The following is a 26,421-nucleotide window of genomic DNA, read 5'->3' as shown; positions in this document are numbered from 1 at the left end:
ATTTTATATATTTAAATATATAAGCAATAAATGTAAAGGTAATTTTATGTTAAAGAGTGCAAAATTATATATTCCGTCTATAGCAGCTATTATTTTATCTAGTAATATTGCAATGGCATAATAATTATGACACCGGTCATGCGACGCCTTTGCGTCAAGTAGCAGATTTAATAGATAATCAAATTACAAATATTGATAATTTATTTAAAAATAGATTGCCGCTTTATGAGTCTAATAGCATAAAAAGTAATTTTATTACTAAAGATAAGCAGTATATTATTATAATGGAAGTACCTGGCTTTGATAAAAGTCAAATTAAGATTAAAGTGAACGGCAATAAATTATTTATTACAAGGAATATAGAAGAAAAAAATAAAGCTGATGATTCAGATAATTATATGAATAAAAATTTTAATTATGTAATATCATTATATGAAGATGTAGACCAGGCAAATATCTCTTCAAGCCTTAAGAATGGAATACTTACTATTATTCTACCTCGCATTGAGATTAAAGAGCAAGACGCAAGAGAGATAACAATTAATTAAATTTTAACCAAAAATTATATAAGGAGGTATTATGGCATTTAATTTACCACGCATAAGAAATAAATCAGAAGTAAGTAATGACCTAATGAGACGTAACCACTTAGATAATATATTTGATGATTTCTTTAATGAATTTTATACTTTTCCGTATTCTTCATCTACCGAAAAAAATCTAATACCAAGAACCGATATATCCGAAACTGATTCAGGATATAGTTTAGAGGTAGAATTACCGGGCATAAATCAAAAAGATATAGATATAAATATAGATAATCATATTCTGACCATTAAAGGGCAAAAGGAAGAAAAATCCGAGGAAAAGAATAAAAATTATCATATGCGTGAGCGATATTACGGTTCTTTCCAACGTTCAATAAGCTTGCCTGCCAATATTAATGATGATGCTATAAATGCACGTTTTGAAAACGGTATATTACATATAACCATACCGAAAAAAGAACAAGGTAAAACTAGAAAAATAGAAGTGAAAGGCTAAAATTAATTACAATGATGGATAAGTTCCCTTATCCATTATTGAATAAAGTAAGAAAAAATAACGGTTAAAACAGGATTGATCATTTTATTTCCTTGAAATAAAGCCTTTTTCTATATAGCTAGGTAATTTTATTAGCTCCTGTTTTAGTTCATTATCTACTCCTGAGGCTTCAAATTTTCGATCGACTAAGAAAATCATAGGTTTAGTGTTATGAGTGAAGAAAAAGTCAAAATTCGGTTTGTTATCAAAATATCTATTAACACGAGGAAAATGATAAGCATGAGTAACAATTGCAATTTCGGCGTTACTTAAGTCGATATTACCGTGTTCATGTTCTTTATATAAAGTTTTAAATTGTCCGCCTGTATTAACCTGTCCTTCAGGTAATGTAAAAATATAAAAATTTTCTTTTGGATAATCGGTAATAATATTTTTATCAAGGGCTTCTTTTAGTAAGCTATTATCATAAGCTCCGCCATTAAACAAAATTATCGGTTCGTATTTTTTCAGTTCTTCAGATGTTAGGGTAGATATTTGCTTATCAAGTTTTTTAGCTGCCACTTCTCTTGCTATTTCGATCCCAAGTCTCATTCTATTATAACCGTCTTCTTTATCTGCAGCTCCTATATTTTGAGCATCAGAATTAATCGGTATTTTTGTATAAGAATGCCTTGCGGATAAAACCCACACATATTTTATATTCTTATCTATTTCAAGATTTTCGGTTGTATAAATATTTTGTATTTCAGAGATAAAATTCTTGCAGATTTTTTCATTAGCAGGATCAAACTCTAGATTATTTAGATCAAGTATTATTTGCTCAAAATGTTTATCTTGAGAATATTTTTGATAATTTTGAAACCCTAGAACTGAGACTATTCCTATAATAATTATAGAAATAGCTACGTTAAAATTTTTGCAATTTTTCATATTGTGATAAAAATAATTAGGTTGAAATATGAAGGTGTCATATCACGTCTTGATTATAATATCAAGAAAAATAACTTTTAGTAACTTATTCGCTTTTTAGCTTTGCTAGCTCTTGAGGGGTAGGTAGGAATTTTTCAAGTTTTTTAGGTAATGTTTCTGTAAGCTTAAATTGTGATACTCCTATTGGTTTTTGGATGCCTTCTATAGCGTATTCTACAGTAATACCTTGTTTTTCTTCGCACAAAATTAACCCAATTGTAGGATTATCCGAATTATCTTTAATTTTGCGATCCATTAGATTAAGATAAAAATTTAGTTTACCGGCATATTCCGGCTTAAATTTACCGATTTTTAATTCAATAACAACATAACATTTGAGTTTTATGTGATAAAAAACTAAATCCAAATAATAATCTTCTCTCTCAAGTTCTATATGATACTGATTGCCGACGAATGCAAAACCTTGCCCTAACTCTAATAAAAAGTTTTTAATATTATCTATCAATTTATTTTCTAAATCTCGTTCTATTATTTTACCTTGAATATCTAAAAATTCTAAGTTATACGGGTCTTTTATAATCGATCTTGCTAAATCAGACTGTAATTCAGGTAAAGTATTAGAAAAATTATTTATACCTTTTGCTGATCTTTCATATAAATTACTTTTAATTTGCAAGGATAATACATTTCTGGACCAACCATTTTCGATGGTTTGTTGTGCATACCAAATTCTCTGATTTATATTTTTTAGTTTTGAAAAAATAACAATATTATGCCCCCAAGGAATTTCTCCAACAGGCTGTTGGAGAATTTGTTCATCGTTATATTCTTCAGCAAATTGCCTCATATAAGAAATATTTTGATATGATAATCCTTTCATTCCAGGAAATTCTTTACGCAAATCATTAGAAATATTTTGAATAACTTTTGATCCCCATTTCTCTTTATTCTGACGTTCTAAAATTAGTTTTCCTATATTCCAATAGAGAACTATCAATTCTTTATTAACTGCTAAATGGGCTCTAACACGAGCCTTACTGATTTCTTGTTTTAAATTTTTAATTAAGTTAGTATATGATTCATTAATTGAAATATTGCTCATTGATTTTAACTACCTCCTACCACCCGCATTCATAGCTAAACTTGCTGAGACAAAGTCCTCAAGGTCGCCGTCAAGTACGCCTTTAGTATCAGAAGTTTCATAATCGGTACGTAAATCTTTTACCATCTGATAAGGCTGTAAAACATATGACCTAATTTGATGTCCCCAGCTATTATCGGTTTTGGCGGCATTCTGCTCGTTAACGCTGTCTGTGCGTTTCTGCATTTCAAGCTCATAGAGTTTTGCTTGAAGCATCTTCATAGCTTGAGCCTTATTTTTATGCTGTGATCTATCGCTTTGGCATTGTGTCACCGTATTTGTCGGTATATGAGTGATACGTACGGCAGAATCGGTAGTATTAACGTGCTGCCCGCCTGCTCCCGATGCTCTAAAAGTATCGATTCTTAAATCTTTATCCTCGATAGTAATTGCTATATTATCGTCAATTTCGGGGTATACCCAGCTACTTGCAAAGCTAGTCATTCTTTTTCCTGCAGCATTAAACGGGGAAATACGCACTAATCTGTGAACACCCGCTTCGGTCTTAAACCAGCCATAAGCTCGCTTGCCTATTATCCTAATCGTGCATGATTTAATGCCTGCTTCTTCTCCGTTAATCATATTGATTATTTCGGTTTTAAAGCCGAGCCTCTCGGCAAAACGCAAATACATACGCATCATGATAGATACCCAGTCATGGCTTTCAGTTCCGCCTGCTCCGGCATTAATCTCTAAAAAGCAATTATTACCGTCTGCTTCACCTGAAAATAAGCATTCGGTTTCAAATTTGGCAGCAATGACACTTAAATTTTTTAAGTCCTGTTCAATTTGTGAAAGTGTTTCTAAATCATTTTCGGCTTCAGCCATTTCTTCAAGTTCTAAAGTATCTTTTAAATTGGATTTGAGCTTATTAAAAGCATTTAGTTTTTCTTCTAGATTACTTTTTTCTCGCAGTAATGTTTGTGCGTTAGCCTGATCGTTCCATAAACTTGGATCGGATGTTAATTCTTCTAACTCGTTCAATCTTTCAGTTGATGATTCAACGTCAAAGTGACCTCCAAAGTAGTTCTAAAGACTGCTCAATTTTTTTTACGTAATTTTCTATTTCGGCTCTCATTATTTTTTCCTGTTATATATTTTTATTTTGTTATATATTATCGTGATTGTAGCCGTCATTGCAAGTGAGTACTGCCTGCGTCGTTCGTCATTGCGAGGAGCAAAGCGACGTGGCAATCCAGAAAAACTAATAAAAAAATGCTAAATATTAGCATTTTTTACTGGATTGCTTCGTCAATTACTTTGTAATTTCCTCGCAATGACGGGGATGACAAAATACAAATTATATCACAATAATTATGAATAATCAAAAATATATACGGAACTTCTCAATAATTGCTCATATTGATCACGGTAAATCTACGTTAGCCGATAGGTTAATTGAGCATTGCGGCGGGCTTCAAGCTAGAGAAATGAGCCAGCAAGTGCTAGATTCGATGGATATCGAAAAAGAGCGAGGTATAACTATTAAGGCACAAACCGTGCGGCTTGTATATAAAGCTAAAGACGGTAATACTTACTATCTGAATTTGATGGATACTCCAGGGCATGTTGATTTTGCTTATGAAGTTAGTAGGTCACTTGCTGCTTGTGAAGGGTCGTTATTAGTAGTTGATAGTACGCAAGGAGTAGAAGCCCAAACGCTTGCCAATGTTTACCAAGCAATCGAGAATGATCATGAGATTGTGCCGGTACTTAACAAGATTGATTTACCAGCTTCTGAACCTGAGCAGGTGAAGCAGCAAATAAAGGATATAATCGGAATCGATGCAAGTGAAGCGGTATTGATTTCGGCAAAAAGCGGTATAGGAATTGATTTGGTTTTAGAGGCGATAGTAAATAAATTACCTCCACCAAAAGAAAGTAGTTCTGATATTCTAAAAGCTTTACTTGTTGATAGTTGGTATGACCCATATCTCGGCGTGGTTATCTTGGTACGCATTATTGATGGAACTCTACGTAAGAATATACGTATTAAAATGATGGCGACAAACTCGGTTTATACCGTCGAGAATGTCGGATATTTTACTCCAAAAAAACATATTTCGGATGTTTTACATGCAGGCGAAATCGGTTTCTTTACTGCTTCTATAAAGCAAGTAGCGGATTGTAAAGTCGGAGATACTATAACTGATGAGAAGAAACCTTGCGAGCAAGCACTGCCTGGCTTTAAGCCGAACCTACCCGTAGTGTTTTGCGGGCTTTACCCAACAGATAGTGCAGAATTCGAGCATCTAAAGGATTCGCTTGCTAAATTACGCCTCAATGATGCTAGTTTTGAGTATGAAATGGAAAGCTCATCAGCACTTGGAGTAGGTTTTAGGTGCGGTTTTTTAGGGTTGCTACATTTAGAGATAATCCAAGAACGTTTAAGTAGGGAATTCGATTTAGATTTAATCACTACCGCTCCAAGTGTGGTGTATAAAATCCATATGCGAGACGGTGAAAGTTTAGAGATACATAACCCAGCAGATTTGTCTGATTTACAAAAAATTGAATCGATGGAAGAACCGTGGATTAAGGCAACTATAATGGTACCTGATGAGTTTTTAGGGGCGGTATTATCGCTTTGTACGGAAAAAAGAGGTGTGCAGCTCGATCATAGCTATATAGCAAATAGGGCTAAAATAATTTATAAATTACCGCTAAATGAGATAGTTTACGATTTCTATGATCGTTTAAAAAGCTGCTCTAAAGGTTATGCAAGTTTTGAATGGCAAATGGATGTTTATGAACCTTCTGAGCTTGTCAAACTTGGGATTCTAGTTAACGGTGAGGAGGTTGATGCTCTATCTACAATCGTACATCGCTCACGTGCCGAGCAGAGGGGTAGGGCGTTATGCGTAAGGTTAAAGGATTTAATTCCAAGGCAGCAAATTGATATAGCAATACAAGCAAGTATAGGTAGCCGTATTATTGCTCGTGAGACTATTAAAGCATTGCGTAAAGATGTTTTATCCAAATGTTACGGAGGTGATATAAGCCGTAAACGTAAATTACTTGAGAAACAAAAAGCAGGTAAAAAGAGAATGAGACAGTACGGTAATATCGAAATTCCGCAATCTGCGTTTATTGCAGCGTTGAAAATTGGGGATGAGTAAAACTTTTTTTATTTTGTATAAAGAAAACGCTAGACGTTATAGAAAAGATTTGTTATAAGAAGTTATCTAAAAATTTTTAGATAACTTCTATATTCCTCGGTAGCTCAGTGGTAGAGCAAACGGCTGTTAACCGTTCGGTCGCTGGTTCGAGTCCGGCCCGGGGAGCCATTCCGTACAGTTGGCTACTTTTTCAAGTTCATTGAATGGGAAAGCCAAGGAGTAATCAAGGTTTCGACCCTTCAGCTGCAAGTTCTAAAATGTGAGAGTCTTCCCGATTAAGTGTGTAAACTTTTCCAAAAGCCTAGATTCTTTCGTCAAATTTTATTAAAAAATGAGCCATAGCCTTGTTCCAATTTGGTATGGGCATGGACCATTTTTTGGTCATGTAATCAATTGCCAAATATAAGCTTTTAAAAACAGCATTATCATTTGGAAAAACACGTTTATTTTTTGTGATTTTTCGGAGTTGACTATTAACAGATTCCACAGCATTTGTTGTATAAATTATTTTCCGTATTTCTTCAGGGTATCCTAAGAAAATCATTAAATTATCCCAGTGAACATACCAAGATTTAGCAATTTGAGGATATTGTTTATTCCATTTAGATTCAAAAGCCTCTAAAGCGGAAAGTGCTTCTTTTTCTGTGCTAGTGTATAAATAGGTTTTAAATCACCAGCAAGCTCTTTCCGGTCCTTATATGATACATATCGTAAACTATTTCTAATTTGATGTACAATACATAATTGATGCTCCGTCTTTGGAAAAACAGCACCTATAGCTTCAGACATACCATTAAGGTTATCGCTACATGCTATCAGTATGTCTTGTATACCTCTATTTTTCATCTCAGTAAAATTTCCAAGCCAAAATTTAGCCCCTTCATTCTCACTGATCCATAATCCCAAAATATCTTTCCGCCCTTCTAAATCAATACCTAATGCAACATATACCGATTTATTGATAATCCGTTTATCCTGACGTACTTTTACTATTAAACAATCAAAAAATACTATAGCATATACTGGATCTAATGGACGGCTTTGCCATAGCTTAACATCCTCTATTATATCATCTGTGATTTGGCTAATTAAACTCTCGCTTACATCAGCTCCATATAACTCCTGAAGCTGTAATTTTATATCTGATAAACTCATACCTTTAGCATACAAAGATAGTACTTTATCATCAAAACCATCAAGCCTTCTTTGGCGCTTTGCTACTAATGATGGTGCAAAACTGCTATTTCTATCTCTTGGCACTTCAATCTCAACAGCACCATTCTTTGTAATCAGATTCTTTGTGTTATAACCATTACGTGAATTCTGAGCATCACTTTGATTGTACTTGCTATATCCTAAATGATTATTCATCTCAGACTGTAGAGCTCTCTCTACAAGACGCTTGGTTATTTCTTTTAATAAACCATCTTCCCTGAATAATATTGATACATCTGTATCATTATTGATCAATAAATCTATCGCTTGTTCCATTGCAGCATTTTGTTTCTGTGTCATTGTAATTTCTCTTTTTGTTATATTTTCTTCTATACAACCTTTGAGAAATTTACACACTTATTTGGACAGTGCCAAAATAATCGATTAAATTAACTATATTTGGTAAAAATTTAATATGATAATTTGGCATAACGTTACCTTATGTTTATTATAAACATGCCTTATTATTAAATATTATTAAGATTATTGTTATAATTCAATTAATTTAATAAGAAATCATCGTTTAGCTGTTGATACTTGTGTGATTTTTGCTATTATTCTTTCACTTAAGAATTAATACTTTCTATCTTTGCAGCCAATATAAAGTCACTTTCAGTAAGACCGTCGATTTTATGAGTCCATATTTCCACACTACATGCTCCCCAAGATATAGTTAAATCGGGATGATGTGCTTCCTGCTCTGCAATTTCAGTTATCTTATTTGCAAATTCCATAGCTTTTACAAAATTAGGAAATTTATATTTTTTATAAAGATGCCCTAATTCATTCACTTGCCACTTACTTTGTAATTGAACTAATAACTTATCAATTTCTTTTTTCTCAAGCGGCGGAATACCACCCTCACACGGAATACATTTTTTTTCGCTTAATACTGTCATAGTTTTTTATTAGACTTCCTGCATAAGTCATCTTATAAAGAGGAATTTGAAAGAGACACTTCACCTCGAACCGCAGCGTACACAAGCGTACGTGAGGATTCGAGTACCGGATCGACGTACAAATTACCTTTAGAAGTGACTTATGCAGGAAGTCTATTCTATATCAAAGTTAAAATATTGATCTTTATAAGGCTCATCTTCAAGTGTATAATGCCACCACTCAATCTGACACGCTTTAAAATTATGTTTTTGCATCTTAGAACGTAAATAATTACGTTTTTCTAAATATTGCTTATCAATTAATTTACTATCATGATGTGAAGCTTCATCAAATAGGTCAAAAGAAGTATACATATCTACCGTATTATCATCTAAATAGGATATAACACGTTCATCTTTCAATTTTCTCTTAATGACTTCAGGATTATTATTAACTTCCTCCTGAAGCTTTATAATTGATAAATCTACAGTACTACCCCTACTATGACTGGATCTTTCAGCTATATAACCTAGTGTAAAACATTTAGACTTATCTATATATGGGTAAAAGCGTTCCTTATTTTTTTGGTCAATATTATCTTTGCTCCATCTTAAAAAATGTTGTACAGCTTTTTGCGGTCTATATGCGTCATATATAATAAGTGAATAACCATCTTTTTTTATCTCAGCTTGTACTGCTTTAAGAGCCTTAGCAGCTTCTATGGTTAAAATCGCTTCTGGTGCTTTATAACCATCTACCTTTTTACCAACAAAATTTTCATATGAATAATAACGCATATTTTGAATAATTGTAGGGTCGATATCTTTCAGATACACGAACCCTTTAGGTAAGGATTTAGCATATATTGGAAGAGAGCTCATAAATATAAAAATTAAACTTGTTAAAATCAATTTCATAAAATGCTAGGCTTTGCAAAGGTTTTTAATTGATTTGTTATTTTGAGATATTTTTTAGTACAAATCAAATCTTTTTAGAAATGTTCACAGAGCCTAGATTGCCACGCTCCTTTTAGTCGCAGCCTTGTTGCATGGCTCACTTATGTCATTCCCGCGTAGGCAGGAATCCAGAAAAAAAGTATAAATACAGCAAGTTTTTGAAATTAAAAGCTCAATTTATCTCGCTTTATGCTGGATTCCCGCCTATGCGGGAATGACACCGAGGGCATTTTTTAAGCCGTGCAACAACGCCTTTAGTCGCTCGCAATGACGATATAAACTTTTTCTAGGCAATGCCGTAACTTACTATTGGCTTTAAATTATTAATAACGTTATATAGTAAAAGGGATAATAAATGGTAGCGAGGGAGGGATTTGAACCCCCGACACACGGATTATGATTCCGTCGCTCTAACCAGCTGAGCTACCCCGCCAGGGGAGAAGTGTTTATATAATTTATTAAGATTGTAGGTGTTGTCGTATAGGCTTGTTTATCTCATTCCCGCATGGTATCGTTGCGAGCAGTCGTAGACTGCGTGGCAATCCAGAAAAACAATAAAAAAATGCTAATCTTAGCATTTTTTACTGGATTGCTTCGTCGAATTACTACGTAATTCTTCTCGCAATGACGGAAAACTAGTCCGCACAACAAGACCTTCCCGCCGTTGCTGGAATGACATTGAATAGGTTTCTCAAGCCATGCAACAACGACCAATATCTTAACGTTTAGAGAATTGTGTTTTCTTACGTGCTTTACGTTGTCCGTATTTCTTACGCTCTACTACCCTAGAATCACGTGTTAAAAGACCGCCTTTACGCAAAATAGCATGAAAATCCGGAGCAGATTTATCTAAAGCTTTAGAAATTCCATGTAAAATAGCACCTTTTTGTCCTGAAATTCCTCCACCTCTAACAGTACAAATTACATCATACTGATCAATAGTTTTTGTTAAGACAAACGGCTGTAAGATAGTTTTCACATAAGTTTCAGAAGGAAAATACTGGTCTATTGTTTTTTTATTAACAACTATTTTTCCTTTTCCTACTTTAAGCCATACTCGTGCTATAGCATTTTTTCTTTTACCTGTAGCATAAAACTTGCCTGAATTATCTATTTTTTCTTTAGGAGTTTTTAATACCGGTTTTAAAAGCTCTCTAGTTAACTGCTTTTCTACTTTTTCTGTTTTAACTTTTAACTCGGTCATATTCTATTACTTTTTATTTTTTGGATTTTGGCTTGCAAAATCATAAACAGTAGGTTGCTGTGCCATATGAGGATGATCACCATTTGCATAAACATACAAATTACTCATTTGCTTAGCACCTAAAGTATTTCTTGTAATCATTCTTTTTACGGCCATTTTAATAACTCTCTCAGGGTGTTTACTGCTTAAGATTTTACCTGCCGTAGTATCTTTTAACCCACCTGGAAATCCTGTATGTCTGTAATATATTTTTCCGTCTTTGGGATTCGCTTTTTTACCTGTTAATTTTACATGCTCTGCATTTATTATGATTATATTATCACCACAATCTAAATGAGGCGTAAAGCTAGGTTTATGCTTACCGCGTAGCATATTAGCAACTCTGCTAGCGAGTCGTCCTAGTACAATATTTTTTGCGTCTATGACCCACCATTTCTTTTCAATTTCCGATGGCTTTGCCGAGTAAGTTTTCACAATAGTATCTATTTTAATTAGAATTTAAAATTAAAGAATCAAGAAACATATTTAATAGCATTAATACCCGCTATCTGTCAAGCTAAATATAATTTATTTACTTCCGAATATTATTTTTCTATCGGTAGAAAAATATAAATTATTATTTGCCATTAGCCCATAATAACGAATATTTTTTATAATTTTGACAATATTAGGTATCATGTTTAATCCATTATTATCAACATCAAAACTATATAAAACACCGTTAACGGAAATAACATTTAAACTTCGCTTATTGTTATTATCAACTCCAACAAAAGGTACTAAAAAAGTAGCAGATTTTAGTTTCTTAGGATCTTTTCCATCATTTAAATCAGCTACAAACTTTACTTTCCCTGTTTCAGGATTAAATGCTGCTATTTGTCTAGCATTATTTGTTACAAATAGGCTATTACCGATTAAAGACATTGATTGAATATCCTCGGCATTTACCTGCCAAATCACACTGCCAGTTGCTATATTAAGCTTAATAAGCTTACCAAGACCGGTCGCTATATACAGATTCATATTATCATGAACGGGGGTACATAAAATACTTGATTCATCAAAATTAGGTATAGCTGTACGATCATTAAGATTTGCAAACTCAAAATTCCATCTTACTTCACCGTTTTTTATATTTAAGGCAAGTACTTGACCGGAATTATAAGTTACTATTACATTATCATGCTGTACTATCGGCGTCATAAAATAACTAGCAGATAAAACTTCCGCTAGGCTTTCATGTTCCCATATGGTTTTTAAAGTTTCTGCATTTAAAGCAATAGTTTGATTACTGATAGTTTGCACTAAGACAGTATTATCATCTAGCACAATAGGCTTAATTCTAATAATATCCGGAAGTTCTTTTCTAATTATTTCATAACCTGATTTTGCATCTAGTACTACTAACAGCCTTGAGCCGTATGTTACGTATAATTTTCCGTTATGGTGTAAAATTCCACCGCCTATATAATTATCTTTTTTATGTCTACTTAAATTATAAGACCAAATAATCTTATTTTTCTCTATAGAAAATGCAGAAATATTCGATCTAATATCCAAGGCATAAATCATATCGCCTATAAAAACCGGCTCGGTAATCATTTTGCTTCTAGCAAAACTATACTGTTTATTCTTAAGCATATTTGCATTAAATGTATATATATTTGCATTAGAATCTAAATATATAGGCTCATTAGTCTGAATTGCTAATTTAGGAGTCAACTCAACAATATTTTTCACCCTTTTTGGTCCAAGCCCGTTACATGAAATTAAAATAAAAGGTAATAACAGAAGTGCTATTTTTTTTGTCATATTTTTCCTTAAGTACAAATTATTATTTATTTAAATTTACAAGCAATGCTTTAGCCTGATCTTTTATTAGATCAGATACATTATTTGAAATTAATAAATTTTTTAGATTTTTTTCTGCTTGCGGTTTCATATTATTCTTAATATCCCACATAGCTTTTATAATAGTTGCCGTAGCCCAAAAAGGTTTTTTCTCGTCATCAAAATAGTTTAAATATTTTGTCAATTTTTCTTTATCTTGAATATCTAGATTTTGATCATCAATAACAAGACCACACCATGAAATACGTGCATAAGAAGTAGAAATTTCGGAATATTCTTTATTTTCAATAATTTTATTAAGCAGGTCTTTCGCTTCTGAATATTTTTTTTCCGAAATCTTTATGGCTACTTGTTCTAATGCAGCTATTTCTTTAATTTTAGTATTACTAGTAGTAACTAAATTCTCTAAAGTATTAAAAGCTAATTCTTCATTATCTTTTGTTGCTTCCAAACCAACAGTCTTAACAAGAATATCTCCGTTTTTTTGGTTATTTTTAACTCTTTTATCTTTATTATTATTAATAACAACCATTATAGTAATAGCTATTATAGAAATGATTATTATTATAGGTAAAAGCTTTTTGAAAAAAATTAACCTTTTTTCTTCATTTTGATCACTCAGTACTTCATCCAAAATATCAGTCATATTTTATTATTTTTATTTATTTTTACAGCCAAATTTAATCTTAGCATCTTCTGCCATTTTCTTGGATGCGGCAGTTCTATTAGTTGGAAATTCCTTATCAAGCTTAGCAAGCATATTACAGGCTTCTGTCGTCTTTTTTAGTTCGCCTAAGGAAAGTGCTAACTTCAATAACCCATCGGAAGATTTTGCCCCTTTCGGCGACTCTTTATAGCCTTTTAAATAGTTAACCGCTGCTCCGTTATAGTCTTTTTGTTTAAAAAAGCATTCCCCATACCAGAAATAAGCATTACTAATTAGCGAGCTGTTAGGATATTTTTGGATAAAATTTTTAAATTTATCTTTTGCTTCAGTAAGTTTATTATCTTTATAAGCAGCAAGAGCCAAATCGTAAGCTTGCTTATCAGGAGCTATATCCTTATTAACCGCAATAGGTTTTTTAGGAGCATTATCCGGCATATCTTTAAGCAAAGCTATATCAAAAACATCTTGTTTTTTTGAATCACCGGCTTCTAAAACTTCAGTATTTTCTTCTTGATTTGGAATATTTGAGTTCTGCGTTAGCATATCAATTTTATGCTGTAAAACCTCAACTTTACCGATTAGCCTTCTGATTTCTTGCTCCTGTTCATCTAGTCTATTTTCAAAATCATTATTTGCTGCATATTTTAAAGGCTTTCCTTTAATAGTTTCGCTTTCTCCAAAAGAAAACATAGAAAATAAAAAAGTAAATAATAAGATAATAAGCTTCATATATTTTTTAAAAATTTATAATTTTTTTATAATACCAAAAAATTTTTAATATTCCACACAATTTTTTATATTTCGGAATTACCTAAAAAAGTGCTTTTGTTTTATACAACACTTAATAAAGACCTTATCGTCATTCCCGCGTAGGCGGGAATCCAGTAAAACATATAAAAAACTTGTTTTTATATGTTTATTTTATCAAGTATGTAATTTTTACCAATATATAAGACAATTTTTCTGGATTCCTGCCTACACAGGAAGGCGTTGTTGCGTGGACCAACTTCACCTCTGTCATCCCGTGGCTTGACTACGGGATCCAGTTAAAAATACTAAAATTATTAGTGTTTTTTGTTGTTTTTATGGACCCCGTGGTCAAGCCACGGGGTGACACACAGTGGGTTTTACCGGTCTATGCAACAATACCACGCGGGAATGACATATAGGCATTCTATCTCAAACAATTCTTTTTAGGCAATGCTTATATCTCAATACTACCGTCATATGTAAAAGTTATTGTTATGGTGGTACCTTCATTTATCTTACTTTGCAAATCAAATTTACCGTTCATAAGTTCAACCAGCTTTTTAGTAAGCGGCAGCCCAAGCCCGGTACCTTCATATTTTCGACTAAGCTCACTATCAATTTGACCAAACGCCGATAAAGTTTTTGGGATATCTTTTTCCTCAATACCGATGCCGGTATCTATAACTTTTATATATACTAATTTTGCTAACTCATCTTTTTCAAGTGCAATAGTAACACTTCCTCCGGAATTTGTAAATTTCACGGCATTTGATAAAAGATTTAAGAATACTTGTTTTAGCCTCTTTGGATCAGCCTTTATAACCACATGCTCTTTCGGTAATCTACTAATTAAAGCTACTTCGGCTTGATCGGCACGAGGCTTAACAAGTATCAGCGAAGAACTAATTAATTTATTTAAATCAAGATCTATACTATCTACTTTTAATTTATCGGCAGAAGCTTTAGAAAGATCTAAAATATCATTAATCATACTAAGCAAATGTTTACCGGCATCATTTATATCTTTAATATAATTTTTATTTTTTTCTGCATCTCTTTCCGACATAAGAATTTCCGAAAAGCCTATTATAGCATTAAGTGGTGTACGCAATTCATGACTAATATTAGCAAAAAACTTTGTATTTGAAGAGCTGGTTTTTTCTACTTTTACTATTTGAGCTTTTAAATTTCTATTTGTTTCAAGCTGCTCCTCAATAATTTGTCTAGCATAGTTAGTATTACTAATAATTATAGTGCAGAATATTATAAAAATAATGATAAAAGTTATAAAAACTTTTTGCTCAAGAGATGTTATATTTTGCCACTGGCTGGTAATATTAGTGTTAATCTCAAATACTGCAACTACGGGAAAATCTAAATTATTATCTATAACAGGGATATAGCTAGTAACAAAAGAAGCTTCTTCTATTGTTAAATCACTTTCATTTTCTATTACTACCCTTGGTAATAATATATGACTTGTAATACCTTCAAAAGCATCCCGAAGTGGAGCTTTTGAAGTAAAAGATTTCAAAAAAAATTTATCGATTTTTGCAGTAAATATCTCAACCAAGCTATCATCTTTATAATTGTCTACACTATACATATGTAACATATTACTAGTGATGAATTTATTACCTTTGAGATCGTAGAGAGAAATATTAATATTAAGATTGGTGAACCATTGAGCGGTAATCTTTGCAAAATTAATAAAATCTTGATCTTGTAATAATTTTAAATAATCGAATTTATGTAATTTACTGATTACGTTCTGATGAGTATTCCAAATATTATCAGTGTAAAGTTTTACAATTTTAGTATGTTCCAAAGCCACTTGTTTTACTATCATTTCTTTTATCATAAAATAACGATAAAACATCATATTTATGACAATATTAAGAAATAATATAATAAATGACAATCTTACTATATACTTATTATGGTTCATTACGAGACCTTTCTTTTCTTTTAAGAGCAAGATGGGGCTCTATGTCATTCCCTCGGAAGCGGGGCGTTGTTGCATGAATCGAAAAATCTACTCGATGTCATTCCTGCGAAAGCAGGAATCCACTATAAAGCGAGATTAATCGAGCTTTTAATTTTAAAAACTTGCTGTATTTATACTTTTTTTTGGATTCCTGCTTTCGCAGGAATGACATAAAACGAGCCATGCAACAACGCCCCGCATACACGAGGATGACATTGTGTGTTATTTAGCATCCTCTTGTTTTTCCAGCTTCTTATTAATAATCAACCCTGTAATTACATCATAAGCACGAGCAAATTGATAATCTTTTTTGTATAATTCTGATAATTCATTCTCTTCTTGTTTATTATTTTTGGCTTTTGTTTCTTTTTTGCTATCTTTATTTTTAGATGAATTATCTTTATTTTTTTCATTATCATTCTTTAAGTAATTTTTTAAAGAACTTTCTGAAAAACGCTTATCTATTTTTTTCACCTCAGGATATTCGACTTTTGCCGACTCAATTAAAATATCAGGCTCTATTCCTTCTGCCTGAATAGAACGACCGCTTGGGGTGTAATATTTAGATATAGTGAGTTTTACGGCAGCCCTAGAATTGATTTGCGTTAAAGCCTGAACTGATCCTTTACCAAAAGACTTAGTGCCAAGTATTATTGCTCTTTTATGATCTTGCAAAGCTCCGGCAACTATTTCCGAGGCAGAGGCAGAATTACCGTTTATTAAAACTATCATAGGTATTTTGGGAGCCTTTAACGAAAACTCATTTGCTTTAGTTTCGCTATTACTTGATGTAGTTCTACCTTTTGTTGTTACAATTACACCGGAATCAATAAAATAATCACTAACAGCAATAGCTTGATCTAGTATACCTCCGGCATTATTACGTAAATCCAGAATTATACCTTTTAGGTCATCTTTACTTTCAGTTTTTAACTTCTTTACTGCTGATTTCAGCTCAGAAATTGTTGACTCATTAAAAGTAGTTATACGTATATATGCAATATTATTTTTTTCTAAATGTGCTTTTATCGGCTTGATTTTTACTATTTCGCGAGTAAGCTCTAGCTCTTGCGGTTTTGCCTCTTCTTCCTTAATTATCAACAATTTAACCTTAGTACCAGGCGTACCACGCATCTCTTTTATAGCTTTATTAGGTCCAAGCGTAGAGACTAACTCGTCATTCACGCCTACTATATAATCCCCGCCTTTAAGCCCTGCTTTGAAAGCCGGCAAATCGTCAATAGGCGATATTATCTTAATCGCTCCGCTATCATACATTATTTCAACACCGATTCCGCCGAATTCGCCTTTTGTAAAAGTAAAAATATCTTCTAAATCCTCATCGGTATAATAGCTTGAATGAGGATCAAGCGAGTTTAACATACCGTTAATTGCTTCATCTATCATTTTTTGCCTATCCGGAACTTGTACGTAATCCTTTTCGATGCGTTCAAATACGTCTTGAAATTGCTTATAAGCTTCCTGATTTGATATTTTATTTTCAGTTTCTTTTTCTTCTTCTGCAAATGCACAAATAGAATTTATAATAAAAAATAGTGTTATAATTAAACGTAATAACATAATACTCCGTATGTGTTTAGAATTTTTCCTTGTAATGACGTCCTACAGCTAAATTCAGAAAGCTTCAGGCAAGATGAACTTAAGAGCAAGCCTGCGGAACGTACAAATAGTACGTGAGCAAAGGCTTGTCTCGAAAAGTTCGCTTGTATCAAGCTTTCTGAATGACGCTGTCAAATATCCAACTCGTTAATAATCTTATCCATTTTAACTAAAGCCTGTTCATAAATAAATTGAAATCTTTTTTCCGGCTTTTTACCCATTAAATCATCTACTATTTTATCGACATTTTGGAAATCTTCTAAAGTTACCTTTAAAAGCGATCTTTTTTCTGGATGCATAGTAGTTTCCTTTAATTGTGCAGGCATCATTTCACCGAGACCTTTAAACCTACCTACTTCAATTTTAGCTTTACTAGCTTTTGATAATTTATCCGTTAACTTAGCTTTTTCCTCTTCATCGCCTGCATAATAAGTTTTATTAGACTGCGTTAAACGATAAAGCGGAGGCTTAGCTAGATATAAATGCCCCTCTTCTACCAATTTCGGCATTCGTAAAAAAAAGAAAGTCATTAATAACGAAGCTATATGAGCACCGTCAACATCTGCATCAGTCATAATAATGATTTTTTCATAACGCAAATTTTCTTCTTTATAATTCTTTAAACTACCGCAAGCAAGAGCTATTTCTAAATCTTGTATTGCTTGATTATTAACGATTTTCTCAAGCGTAGAACTTGCAACATTTAGAACTTTACCCCATAGCGGTAATACTGCTTGCGTTTCTCTATTACGAGCTTGTTTTGCAGAGCCTCCTGCCGAATCACCCTCTACAATAAATAATTCCGTCCCTCCGGGCGTAGTTCGTGTGCAATCAGCAAGTTTACCGGGTAAACGTAATTTTTGAGTGGCATTTTTACGGGAAATATTTTTTTCGTTTTTCTTACTTATTCTAAATTCAGCAATAGCAATTACATGCTCAAGTAAATTAGTAGCTAAAGCTTTATCGCTACTAAGGAAGTGGTCAAAATGATCTTTTATTATATTCTCAACCGGTTTACTTACACCGTTTGACACTAATTTTTCCTTAGTTTGTCCTTGAAAAGACGGCTCAGCTATAAAAATAGAAAGTACGACGCTTGCGGTTTCTAAAATATCCTCAATAGTTAGATTAGCAGCTTTTTTATTTCCTATCATTTCACCGTATGCTTTAAGCCCACGTAAAATAGCCGACTTAAGACCTTGCTCATGCGTTCCTCCTTGAGGAGTCGGAACAGTATTACAATATGATTGAATAAATGCCGAGTTATCATTATTTTGCCAACAAATCGCCCATTCAAGTTTTATCTCGTCCGGCGTAGACTCTATATTACCTGAAAAAATTTCCGGAATAATTAAATTATCTAAAGTTATTTTTGAACTTAAATAATCTTTTAAACCGTTCGGGAAATTTATTAATGCCTTTTTAGGTATATCTGACGGTACTTCTACTTCGCATTCCCATTCTATAGTAACACCACGATATAAATAGGCTTTTGACCTTGCAAGCTCATAAATCTTTTTAGGGTTAAAATGTAATTTTTCACTAAAAATTTCCGGATCTGGAGTGAAATTTATTGATGTACCTCTTAGCCTTTTAGATGCTTCTTCACATATTAAATCAGTTAATTTTTCTCCTTTAGAATAACTTTGGCTATATAATTTACCTTGTTTATAAACCTTTATTTCTAAATGTTTAGATAAAGCATTTACTACCGATATTCCAACACCATGCAATCCGCCTGCAGTATGATAAACATTATTTGAGAATTTACCTCCTGAATGAAGAGTAGTTAAAATTACTTCTAAAGCTGATTTGTCAGGAAATTTAGGATGATTATCAATAGGAATACCGCGACCGTTATCAAATATAGTAATACTATGATCTTGATGCATTTTTATCGTGATGATGCTTGCAAAGCCGGCGACGGCTTCATCCATAGCATTATCCAGCACCTCAGATACTAAATGATGCATAGCATTTGAATCAGTACCCCCGATATACATCCCAGGTCTTTTACGAACAGGCTCAAGCCCTTCTAATACTTCAATATCTTTTGCACTATAGTTATTATCGACTAGCTTATTTTTCTTTTCTTTGTTAAAGCTGAATAAATCGCTCATATATTAGAGATTTAATTAATTATTTTCTTTCCTAAATTAAACTATTTAACATAGAAAAGCAATTAGGCACTGTTAACAAAGTCAAATTTAAAGCTAATTAAGATCTTTTTTACTGCAAATTATAAGATTTTTTTGAAATAGGAACGCTATTCCTGCAAAAATCTTATTAATTTTCGTTAAAAAATTTCTTTAATTATCAATTAAAATGACTTTGTTAACAGTGCCTAAGCTTTAAAGAAATTGTTTGAAAACTCTACGTCATTGCGAGGAAAAACTGCAAGTTTTGACGAAGCAATCTCAGGAGTTTGTTATTATTTCACGAGATTGCCACGCTCTCTACGTTCGCTCGCAATGACGATAAAAATAATCTTATTGATACCCCTTAGCTTTGATTAACATACAAGCTATGTTAGCGTTTCCTTGAGCTAACGCAATATCTAATGGATATTGGCATTCATCATTTAGAGTAGAGATTTTAATACCTCGTATGACCAAAAATTTTGCTAAATAGTAATTATCGTTATAAATAGCAGCAGTTAGTAATGTCTCACCGCTTCTACTTTTTTCTTGCAATATTGGATAAACGTCAAGTAACGCACGCAACCCAAAAAGATTGTTTCTATCAACTGCTCTAAAAGCATTATCTACTGCCTTACAATAAGATAGATTGGCATAAATATCTTTCTTTTTATTTATATCATTATCATATTTAATAAAACTCTCTACAACTTTTCTTCTTTTAGCACTTGCTATCCATTCTTCTTTCTTTTGGAACAGCTCTATATATGCATACATATCCATCTGCTCTAAAGTCGCTTGCTCTGTTAGTTTACCAAGAACTATATCATCATCAGGCAAAAGTAACATTTGTGTTTCATCTTTAACGAATTTTGTTGTTGATTCCGAGGTTTCATTATTCACCTTATCATCCTGTTTTTGAATCGTGACATTTGAAGAGCTTACCGGAGGTGATTTCTCTTGATTATTTGTAGTTTGATTATTATTGACTTGCTTCTCTAAAGCCTGAGGTTGATTCGGCTTTACTACAACAACCGGTATAAGCGGAGTATTCCAATCTTGTTTTTTTGGGACATCTGAAACAGCAACAAATGTCTCTTGAGAGTTATTTATTTCCGCCGAAGAATCAGTTGTAGGAACTACTTTAGACGGAGTAGTAACGGGTGTATTCGGGCTAGGAGGTGTTATAGGCTGTGTAGAAGGTTGATTTGTAGGCATTACCGGAGGTGCAGGTACGTTACTAGGTACTGCCGGAGGTACCGTTGTCGGCATAGTACTAGGGGTAGTAGTATCTTGAATTACCGGCGGGCTAACCACAGGCGGAGAAACAGCGGGCATATTAGGTATAGATTGCGGTGCTATCGGTGCTACGCTTTCTTCTTCTTTATTAGCCTCAGGAGAGGGATTAAGCGGAATAGGCTTATGCACAGGCGGCAAATTGGTTGGTTTATATATTTGCACCGGTCGCTGCGGAGGCACTACATAACTTCCTGCTTGAGCCGGAGGCATAGATACTATCGGTCTCGGTACATTAGGAGTTATAATATTAGAAGCTAAATTTGTACTATTTTCATGTTCGGTATTTGTATGAACATCATTACTTGCAGCACTAGGCAATGCTGTATTACCAACATCTATAAAAGGCTTAGATGCCTCGGTTTCATTAGATTCCTGAATGTCATGAGAAGCTAAATTTACACTATTTTCATGTTCATTACTTGCGGTGACACTAGGCAACGCCGTATTACCGGTATCTATAAAAGGTTCAGACGCATCAGCTTCAGTATGCTCTTGTGAAGCTAGCTTTGGTTCTTCTTGATTAGCTGCTTTAGTTTGCTCATTTGGCTGTTTAGGAGAGATATTTTTCTTTTTTGATTTACTAAAAAATTGCTTAAATTTATCAAAAAAAGAAATATCGGAATTAGAACTAACATCCTTGTCTTTAGTATCTATTTCGGCAGCCGGTAATGATGGCGGAGGGGAAGCATAACTTTGAACTGCAACCAATAACAGATTGATAAAAAATAATATCTTACATAATTTATTTAACATATAATTCCTTATTAAATAATTATCCTAAAACGTCATTGCGAGCAGCCGTAGGCTGCGTGGCAATCTCATGAAATAATAACAAACTCCTGAGATTGCTTCGTCAAAACTTACAGCTTTTCCTCGCAATGACGTTATAGCTACTACCTACCTCTTACTATTCTGCACCAATTTCTTTATTTCAATTTCTACTAACTCTTTAACAAGTACAGGTAGATTTTTATCAAGCCAAGCTTTAAGTTCCGGTTTTAACATCTCAATGACTAATTCTTCAAGTGCATTTTTAGATGAGATATTATTATCCAGCTTTTTATCTTTAATAGTATCGGTAAAATTTTTAAAAATATCACCTACCGCTTCAGCAGATTTAGTTGATATTAACTTTTCTTCCTCATCTTGATTCACTATTTCCGTTAGCTCTAATATATCTTCATCTTCACTATCATTTTCATAAATAGGATTTTTACGCTCGTTAATTACTCCTTTAATCGATTTTAATATGTCTTCTACTGACATATCTTGGTTCTTTTTATTTTCCTTACTCACGTTAGAAACCTATAAACATTTTCTTTTTAATAGTCTTAAACTCTTCTTCAGGACTAAAATATTTTACTTTAAGTTTTAAACTTTGAGCCGTTAGCTCACCGGTTAACAATTTCATTTGATATGCCGCAAGTACTGAATTCTTATACGCATCCACACGAGTTATTTTTGCTTCATACAATTTTTGCTCAGCATCTAAAACATCGAGTATAGTTTTGGAGCCGACTATTTCCTCTTGCACTGTACCGTCATATGATATTTGTGCAGCCTCCACGCCTTGATTAGCTGCAACAATACGAGATTTTGCCGCTTCAAATCCTTCCCATACACTTACAACACCCGCTTGTGTCTGCTTTATCGCACTATCAAGCTGAACTGCACTATTTCTTGTTTGGTTTTTAGCTTTTCTAATTTCTGAATATTGAGCCCCTCCATTTGGATAAATAGGGATATTTACCGAAAGAATAGTAGTATAGCTTTTATTGTTTATATTTTGAACAGCTGGATCTTGTGGATTATAGTTAGTTCTACCTGATTGCAACTTTACGCTCACTTGCGGCAGTAATTTTCCTTTCTGCACCATTTCCAAAGCCTTCGCCGAAGTTACATTATGCCTTGCCGAATCAATATCAGGATTTAACTTAGCAGCTTTTTTTGTTAACTCATCTAATGAAGCAGGTAATCTATCAGGTAAATTAGGCATAGTTATATCAGTAGCCTCTATTCCGAATACTCTAATAAAATTTGCTTTTTTTCCTTGAAAATCGGCATAGGCAGCTAGTTTATTCGTTTCTGCCGCTGCAAGCCCTGCTCTTGCAGTTGCTATATCTATCGCCGTTGCTTCCCCTAGTCTTAATTTCTCTTCAACAGTGTTAACTTGTTGTATGTTAGTACGAACCCTACTTTCAGAAATATCATATTTCTCTTTGCTCTCAAAACAATCAAGATAAGCAGTTATTAAATTTAATAATATTTTTTGTTCGCCGGCATAATATTCGCCTCGTGATGCTCTAAACCCTGATTGAGCAGCTTTAAGAGCCGCAACACTAGAACCACCGCTAAATAATGATTGCTCAATTGTTAATGCACCTTGATTGCTATCTGTCTCTCTTGGAGTAAGACCAAGCCTATCAGTATATTTTTTATTATATTTGGTTTTACTATTACTTCTTTCAATCTTCATTCCGGCACTAGGCATAAATCCTGAAAAAGCTTGAGGGAACTGCTCAATCGCATTCAAAAACTTAATTCTAGCAGCTTTCAGCTCCTCATTATTCTTATATCCTTCAGTTAAAGCTTCCTGCAAATCAACAGCAGCAGCTGAACCGGTTAGTAATAAGGTGATAATAAATGTAGTTAATTTACGCATAAATTTTTTGAATAATTGATAATATGTTAGTTAGATTAGTTTAATCTTTCAAGAATATACCTATATCCTAATAAAACAATATAAATCTATTGTAGCAATGTTAGCACGTAATATAACAAAAATTAATCTCAAGGGCAATGATAACTATTTTACATTTTATTTTACGGTTATAAAGCTTTAAGATTAATTAATATTTGGTAACAAAATAATAAATTTTATGTCTATAATTAATTTTTCTAGTTTCAGCGGATTAAACAAAGAACAACAAGAAGAACTACAAAGACTGTTAATAAAATTAAAAGGTTTTACAAAATCTTTGAAAATGAATGTAAAAGATTTGGAAGATCATTTATTTTATATTTTACAAAATTCTTTAAATGAATTATCTCACACTGAAAATATCGATATAGAGAAAATAGAAAAACTTTTTAATAGAACAATCCAAGAATCTCTAACTACTTTATCTGAAGCACTTGAGAAAGCATATCAAGAACAGTTAAAAACAAAAGATATCTTTTTATTTGACGGGATTATTGTAGAAAAATGTTTAAACGTTTTAGAACAAGTTTTAAAATTTCAGCAAGAATTAGATAAACTCTATCCTGGAGCTTCTAAAAAAATTATAGAATCATTAGAAAATATATTAGTCGGAGTTATATCCACTCAAATACCGATGCTTGGAATATTTATCCAAACAAGCGGAATACTTGAAAAAGTAAATAATCTTATTGACTCTGAAAAACTATTGCCAAAAATAACAAAACTGCATAATGATATAAAAGAAATAAGGGAAGAGGCTAAATCTAATGAGAAGCTTGAAAATATCTATGAAAAAGCCAAGAACGTTGCCGCAATTTCAGAAATATTAAAAGAACCGCCTCGAAAAATTATTGAAATAGCAAATAAAAACCCTAATAACCAAGCTTCACTAGAGAATGTTGCAAAAGCTTCTAAAGCTATACCAAAAAGCAAAGATGAAGTAGAAGAAAAAATAGCAGAACTAAAAAGTAATATTGAAAATGCAATTCCGCAAGATATAAATATTGACAAATTAAACTCTGTAAAGAATACTATTTCGGATAATCTAAATGAAGCTAAAACAGAATTATTAAAAGTATTAAATCCGGAAGCTTCTTTTGGCGAAAAGATAGAATCCTTATGTAAAGCCGCAGAAAAAGCTATGGAAATTGCAAGTGACATAAAAAAAATAGTAGGAGTAATACCAGGAAGTAAAGAACTCGGAAATGTTATAAGTCTAGCAATAAAAACTAACTTATTACCGCCTCCGGTCTTAGCAGTTGCAAAGCTAGCTCCTGATATAGCTAACTTAGTTAATATAGGTAAAGCAGTGGTTACGATGCTTTCTAAAACACAAAACTTAACTCAACAACAAGGAAGAGCAAAATAGTGTCTAATTCTAATACTCATATTTTAATTGCCATAGGTTGCTTAGCATTATTATTAATATTTTTAATGTATAAGAAAATAGCAGCACGTAAAAAAAATATATTACCTACTGAAGGAGGTAATATTGATGATTCGCCAAATGTTGCCCTTAATAGTCAAAAACCGGAAAATAAAAAGCTGACATTACAAGAAAGAATAGAATTATCTTGGAAATTCCTTTACGACATTACGGAAGTTATTTTAAATAAGTTCTCTAAAGAAGATGTTATTCAAGTGAATAAATGCGGTCAAGTTTTATTTGAAAACGGCGTTAGATATGAACATGTAGTCGATCTTGCAATCCCTCAAGTCAAATCTCATACTCAAGCAGTTGAACAAGAACAATCTAAAGGTAAAAAAGCCTTAGGGGTGTAACTTTTTTCTTTAAAGCAGGGTTAAAATCAATACTTATATACTAATATAACTATTTAGGAATAAACTCCGATTAAGTTAGATTATAAAAGGCAGCATTCTTAGCTAAGTAGGTAAATTTTATTTAAACTATGTCTAGCATATATCTTGTTACTATATCGTTTAATAAAAGTAAACAATTCTTACTAAAAGATTATGGAAAAACCTGGCATTTACTTTGTAGTTTTATCGGTTCTTTATATCAAAACGGTAATATATTAAATAATGGAGAATTTTTTAGTCCCACAAAAAATAAACTGGTTTTTTATGCAGTAATTCCTAATAAAGATGCTTTGCATGCTTCACATTTAAGCTATCAGGCATTGAAAGATAAAGATGAATTAGAGCAATTGGGCGTAGTAATTAGTTATAAAATAACAGCAGACTATGTTAGTGAAACACCTATTGATATTGAAGAAAATATTGAAAATGCAAAATTTCTCTATTTATATCTTATTTCATGGTCAAAAGCTTATGAAGAGCAGCTTGTATTACGTACAGATGAGGGGAGATATCTACCTTTATATATAATAAATGATAAAGACCGATATCTCGGAGGAACAATTACCTCTTGGAAAAATGATTATGCAGCGGCTCGCATATTATGGCTTTCAAGCTATAAAAAATTAGAACCGTTAATGGAAAGACAATTAGCAGAATTAGACAGTGATATTTCTATAGAAGGAAGAAAAATTAGTAAGCGAATACAAAAATGTTTAAAAAAGAAAGTTTTTTATCCTATAGCAGAACCGATATCAGGAAACTCATATGCACGTTCTAATTATTCAAATTGTCCATCTTGTAAAAAAGACTGGCAATTAAAAACAACATTTCATGAAATATTTGATTATAAATGTAATAAATGCCTTTTATTAGGTTATGAACTTCATAGTTAGTTTTGTTTCGTTAGCGTTCACGAGTTTTTGAATTTTTGATTATATTTGTTCAAGCAGAGATAGTTTTTCTTATATTAATGATAGTAAAAATTGCAGAAATTAAAAACCCATGAACACTCACAGTAAAATGAATAGACGAAGTTTAATTTGGAAAAGAGCAAGGCGTTTCATATTTTTTGACCGCAGCCGTACATACTAAGATCGCA

General features: G+C 32.6%; 20 protein-coding genes, 2 tRNA genes and 4 pseudogenes. 8 read left to right on the top strand and 18 right to left on the bottom strand.

Annotated features, from left to right (window positions below; genetic code table 11):
• The first annotated feature begins 46 nt into the window (after window positions 1-46).
• Window positions 47-548: pseudogene (locus tag RF_RS05380) on the top strand (Hsp20/alpha crystallin family protein).
• Between the two features lie 31 nt (window positions 549-579).
• A complete protein-coding gene (locus RF_RS05375; protein WP_011271320.1) occupies window positions 580-1,044 on the top strand; it encodes an Hsp20/alpha crystallin family protein in 465 nt (154 codons plus the stop codon).
• A gap of 308 nt (window positions 1,045-1,352) precedes the next feature.
• Here RF_RS05375 and RF_RS09210 read toward each other — a convergent pair.
• From RF_RS09210 to prfB, 3 genes and pseudogenes are all read right to left on the bottom strand, one after another.
• Window positions 1,353-1,536 (bottom strand): annotated as a pseudogene (locus RF_RS09210) (hypothetical protein).
• Window positions 1,537-2,059: 523 nt separating this feature from the next.
• A complete protein-coding gene (locus RF_RS05365) occupies window positions 2,060-3,076 on the bottom strand; it encodes a PDDEXK nuclease domain-containing protein (RefSeq protein ID WP_011271318.1) in 1,017 nt (338 codons plus the stop codon).
• 9 nt (window positions 3,077-3,085) lie between these two features.
• Window positions 3,086-4,193, bottom strand: a protein-coding gene (prfB, locus tag RF_RS05360) for a peptide chain release factor 2 (protein WP_011271317.1) whose coding sequence is annotated in 2 segments (ribosomal slippage) — window positions 3,086-4,123 and window positions 4,125-4,193 — 1,107 coding nt in all. Because the reading frame shifts where the segments join, the coding sequence is not laid out codon by codon here.
• A gap of 238 nt (window positions 4,194-4,431) precedes the next feature.
• Between prfB and lepA the strand changes: the two genes are divergently transcribed.
• Together lepA and RF_RS05350 are read left to right on the top strand one after the other, a co-directional pair.
• Complete coding sequence (lepA, locus tag RF_RS05355; protein ID WP_011271316.1) at window positions 4,432-6,234, top strand: translation elongation factor 4; 1,803 nt, start codon at window positions 4,432-4,434, stop codon at window positions 6,232-6,234.
• A 93-nt stretch (window positions 6,235-6,327) separates the two neighbouring features.
• Window positions 6,328-6,402, top strand: a tRNA-Asn gene (locus tag RF_RS05350).
• A gap of 133 nt (window positions 6,403-6,535) precedes the next feature.
• Here RF_RS05350 and RF_RS05345 read toward each other — a convergent pair.
• Window positions 6,536-7,749: pseudogene (locus tag RF_RS05345) on the bottom strand (IS256 family transposase).
• A 266-nt stretch (window positions 7,750-8,015) separates the two neighbouring features.
• Entirely contained in the window at window positions 8,016-8,348 is a 333-nt protein-coding gene (locus tag RF_RS05340) for a 4a-hydroxytetrahydrobiopterin dehydratase (RefSeq protein WP_011271315.1), read from the bottom strand.
• Window positions 8,349-8,357: 9 nt separating this feature from the next.
• Between RF_RS05340 and RF_RS11580 the strand changes: the two are divergent.
• Window positions 8,358-8,513: pseudogene (locus tag RF_RS11580) on the top strand (palindromic element RPE1 domain-containing protein); the annotation flags it as partial.
• On the opposite strand, the gene RF_RS11575 reads toward RF_RS11580, so the two are convergent.
• The 13 genes from RF_RS11575 to RF_RS05275 all read right to left on the bottom strand — a co-directional run bounded on the left by RF_RS11575 (window position 8,502) and on the right by RF_RS05275 (window position 23,462).
• Window positions 8,502-9,125 (bottom strand): M15 family metallopeptidase, encoded by a 624-nt coding sequence (locus tag RF_RS11575; RefSeq protein ID WP_231564301.1) that lies wholly within the window; start codon window positions 9,123-9,125, stop codon window positions 8,502-8,504. The pseudogene RF_RS11580 and the gene RF_RS11575 sit on opposite strands and share 12 nt — an antisense overlap.
• 515 nt (window positions 9,126-9,640) lie before the next feature.
• Window positions 9,641-9,717: transfer RNA gene (locus RF_RS05330), tRNA-Met, on the bottom strand.
• Between the two features lie 285 nt (window positions 9,718-10,002).
• The gene (gene rpsI / locus RF_RS05325) at window positions 10,003-10,488 is read right to left on the bottom strand and encodes a 30S ribosomal protein S9 (protein ID WP_011271313.1); all 486 of its coding nucleotides are present in this window, start codon (window positions 10,486-10,488) and stop codon (window positions 10,003-10,005) included.
• Window positions 10,489-10,494: 6 nt separating this feature from the next.
• Window positions 10,495-10,962: a 50S ribosomal protein L13 gene (gene rplM, locus RF_RS05320; RefSeq protein ID WP_011271312.1), complete on the bottom strand. Its 468-nt coding sequence runs from the start codon at window positions 10,960-10,962 to the stop codon at window positions 10,495-10,497.
• A 93-nt stretch (window positions 10,963-11,055) separates the two neighbouring features.
• Window positions 11,056-12,300, bottom strand: a complete 1,245-nt coding sequence (locus RF_RS05315) for an outer membrane protein assembly factor BamB (protein WP_039595135.1) — start codon at window positions 12,298-12,300, stop codon at window positions 11,056-11,058.
• Between the two features lie 22 nt (window positions 12,301-12,322).
• On the bottom strand, window positions 12,323-12,985 hold the full coding sequence (locus tag RF_RS05310) for a DUF2659 family protein (protein ID WP_011271310.1): 663 nt from the start codon (window positions 12,983-12,985) through the stop codon (window positions 12,323-12,325).
• A gap of 12 nt (window positions 12,986-12,997) precedes the next feature.
• Window positions 12,998-13,735, bottom strand: a complete 738-nt coding sequence (gene ybgF / locus RF_RS05305; protein ID WP_011271309.1) for a tol-pal system protein YbgF — start codon at window positions 13,733-13,735, stop codon at window positions 12,998-13,000.
• A 475-nt stretch (window positions 13,736-14,210) separates the two neighbouring features.
• On the bottom strand, window positions 14,211-15,704 hold the full coding sequence (locus tag RF_RS05300) for a sensor histidine kinase (RefSeq protein WP_011271308.1): 1,494 nt from the start codon (window positions 15,702-15,704) through the stop codon (window positions 14,211-14,213).
• 261 nt (window positions 15,705-15,965) lie between these two features.
• On the bottom strand, window positions 15,966-17,324 hold the full coding sequence (locus tag RF_RS05295; RefSeq protein WP_011271307.1) for a S41 family peptidase: 1,359 nt from the start codon (window positions 17,322-17,324) through the stop codon (window positions 15,966-15,968).
• A 170-nt stretch (window positions 17,325-17,494) separates the two neighbouring features.
• Window positions 17,495-19,483, bottom strand: coding sequence for a DNA topoisomerase IV subunit B (gene parE, locus RF_RS05290; protein ID WP_011271306.1), 1,989 nt, complete (start codon window positions 19,481-19,483; stop codon window positions 17,495-17,497).
• Between the two features lie 369 nt (window positions 19,484-19,852).
• The gene (locus tag RF_RS05285; protein ID WP_011271305.1) at window positions 19,853-21,553 is read right to left on the bottom strand and encodes an ankyrin repeat domain-containing protein; all 1,701 of its coding nucleotides are present in this window, start codon (window positions 21,551-21,553) and stop codon (window positions 19,853-19,855) included.
• 144 nt (window positions 21,554-21,697) lie between these two features.
• Window positions 21,698-22,096: a DUF2497 domain-containing protein gene (locus RF_RS05280; RefSeq protein ID WP_011271304.1), complete on the bottom strand. Its 399-nt coding sequence runs from the start codon at window positions 22,094-22,096 to the stop codon at window positions 21,698-21,700.
• A 1-nt stretch (window position 22,097) separates the two neighbouring features.
• Window positions 22,098-23,462: a TolC family protein gene (locus RF_RS05275; RefSeq protein WP_011271303.1), complete on the bottom strand. Its 1,365-nt coding sequence runs from the start codon at window positions 23,460-23,462 to the stop codon at window positions 22,098-22,100.
• A 217-nt stretch (window positions 23,463-23,679) separates the two neighbouring features.
• Here RF_RS05275 and RF_RS10630 point away from each other — a divergent pair, with 217 nt between their 5' ends.
• From RF_RS10630 to RF_RS09165, 3 genes are all read left to right on the top strand, one after another.
• Window positions 23,680-24,870, top strand: coding sequence for a hypothetical protein (locus RF_RS10630; RefSeq protein WP_011271302.1), 1,191 nt, complete (start codon window positions 23,680-23,682; stop codon window positions 24,868-24,870).
• Window positions 24,870-25,283 (top strand): DUF2660 domain-containing protein, encoded by a 414-nt coding sequence (locus RF_RS05265; protein WP_011271301.1) that lies wholly within the window; start codon window positions 24,870-24,872, stop codon window positions 25,281-25,283. Before RF_RS10630 ends, RF_RS05265 begins: the two co-directional genes overlap by 1 nt.
• 128 nt (window positions 25,284-25,411) lie before the next feature.
• Window positions 25,412-26,215 (top strand): DUF2310 family Zn-ribbon-containing protein, encoded by an 804-nt coding sequence (locus RF_RS09165; protein WP_011271300.1) that lies wholly within the window; start codon window positions 25,412-25,414, stop codon window positions 26,213-26,215.
• The last annotated feature ends 206 nt before the right edge of the window (window positions 26,216-26,421 follow it).

Origin of the sequence: Rickettsia felis URRWXCal2 (assembly GCA_000012145.1) — a bacterium.
Classification (GTDB): domain Bacteria; phylum Pseudomonadota; class Alphaproteobacteria; order Rickettsiales; family Rickettsiaceae; genus Rickettsia; species Rickettsia felis.
The sequence above is the reverse complement of the archived record's forward strand: the minus strand, read 5'-3'. Positions and strand labels throughout refer to the sequence as shown.

What these genes read in the sequence shown, in the direction of transcription:
- ybgF (WP_011271309.1), bottom strand. Translation starts at nt 13,735, where the DNA reads ATGAAGCTTATTATCTTATTATTTACTTTTTTATTTTCTATGTTTTCT.
- RF_RS05300 (WP_011271308.1), bottom strand. Translation starts at nt 15,704, where the DNA reads ATGAACCATAATAAGTATATAGTAAGATTGTCATTTATTATATTATTT.
- RF_RS05295 (WP_011271307.1), bottom strand. Translation starts at nt 17,324, where the DNA reads ATGTTATTACGTTTAATTATAACACTATTTTTTATTATAAATTCTATT.
- RF_RS05315 (WP_039595135.1), bottom strand. Translation starts at nt 12,300, where the DNA reads ATGACAAAAAAAATAGCACTTCTGTTATTACCTTTTATTTTAATTTCA.
- RF_RS05375 (WP_011271320.1), top strand. Translation starts at nt 580, where the DNA reads ATGGCATTTAATTTACCACGCATAAGAAATAAATCAGAAGTAAGTAAT.
- RF_RS11575 (WP_231564301.1), bottom strand. Translation starts at nt 9,125, where the DNA reads ATGCGTTATTATTCATATGAAAATTTTGTTGGTAAAAAGGTAGATGGT.
- RF_RS05310 (WP_011271310.1), bottom strand. Translation starts at nt 12,985, where the DNA reads ATGACTGATATTTTGGATGAAGTACTGAGTGATCAAAATGAAGAAAAA.
- RF_RS05285 (WP_011271305.1), bottom strand. Translation starts at nt 21,553, where the DNA reads ATGTTAAATAAATTATGTAAGATATTATTTTTTATCAATCTGTTATTG.
- parE (WP_011271306.1), bottom strand. Translation starts at nt 19,483, where the DNA reads ATGAGCGATTTATTCAGCTTTAACAAAGAAAAGAAAAATAAGCTAGTC.
- RF_RS05275 (WP_011271303.1), bottom strand. Translation starts at nt 23,462, where the DNA reads ATGCGTAAATTAACTACATTTATTATCACCTTATTACTAACCGGTTCA.
- RF_RS10630 (WP_011271302.1), top strand. Translation starts at nt 23,680, where the DNA reads ATGTCTATAATTAATTTTTCTAGTTTCAGCGGATTAAACAAAGAACAA.
- rpsI (WP_011271313.1), bottom strand. Translation starts at nt 10,488, where the DNA reads ATGACCGAGTTAAAAGTTAAAACAGAAAAAGTAGAAAAGCAGTTAACT.
- RF_RS09165 (WP_011271300.1), top strand. Translation starts at nt 25,412, where the DNA reads ATGTCTAGCATATATCTTGTTACTATATCGTTTAATAAAAGTAAACAA.
- RF_RS05365 (WP_011271318.1), bottom strand. Translation starts at nt 3,076, where the DNA reads ATGAGCAATATTTCAATTAATGAATCATATACTAACTTAATTAAAAAT.
- lepA (WP_011271316.1), top strand. Translation starts at nt 4,432, where the DNA reads ATGAATAATCAAAAATATATACGGAACTTCTCAATAATTGCTCATATT.
- RF_RS05340 (WP_011271315.1), bottom strand. Translation starts at nt 8,348, where the DNA reads ATGACAGTATTAAGCGAAAAAAAATGTATTCCGTGTGAGGGTGGTATT.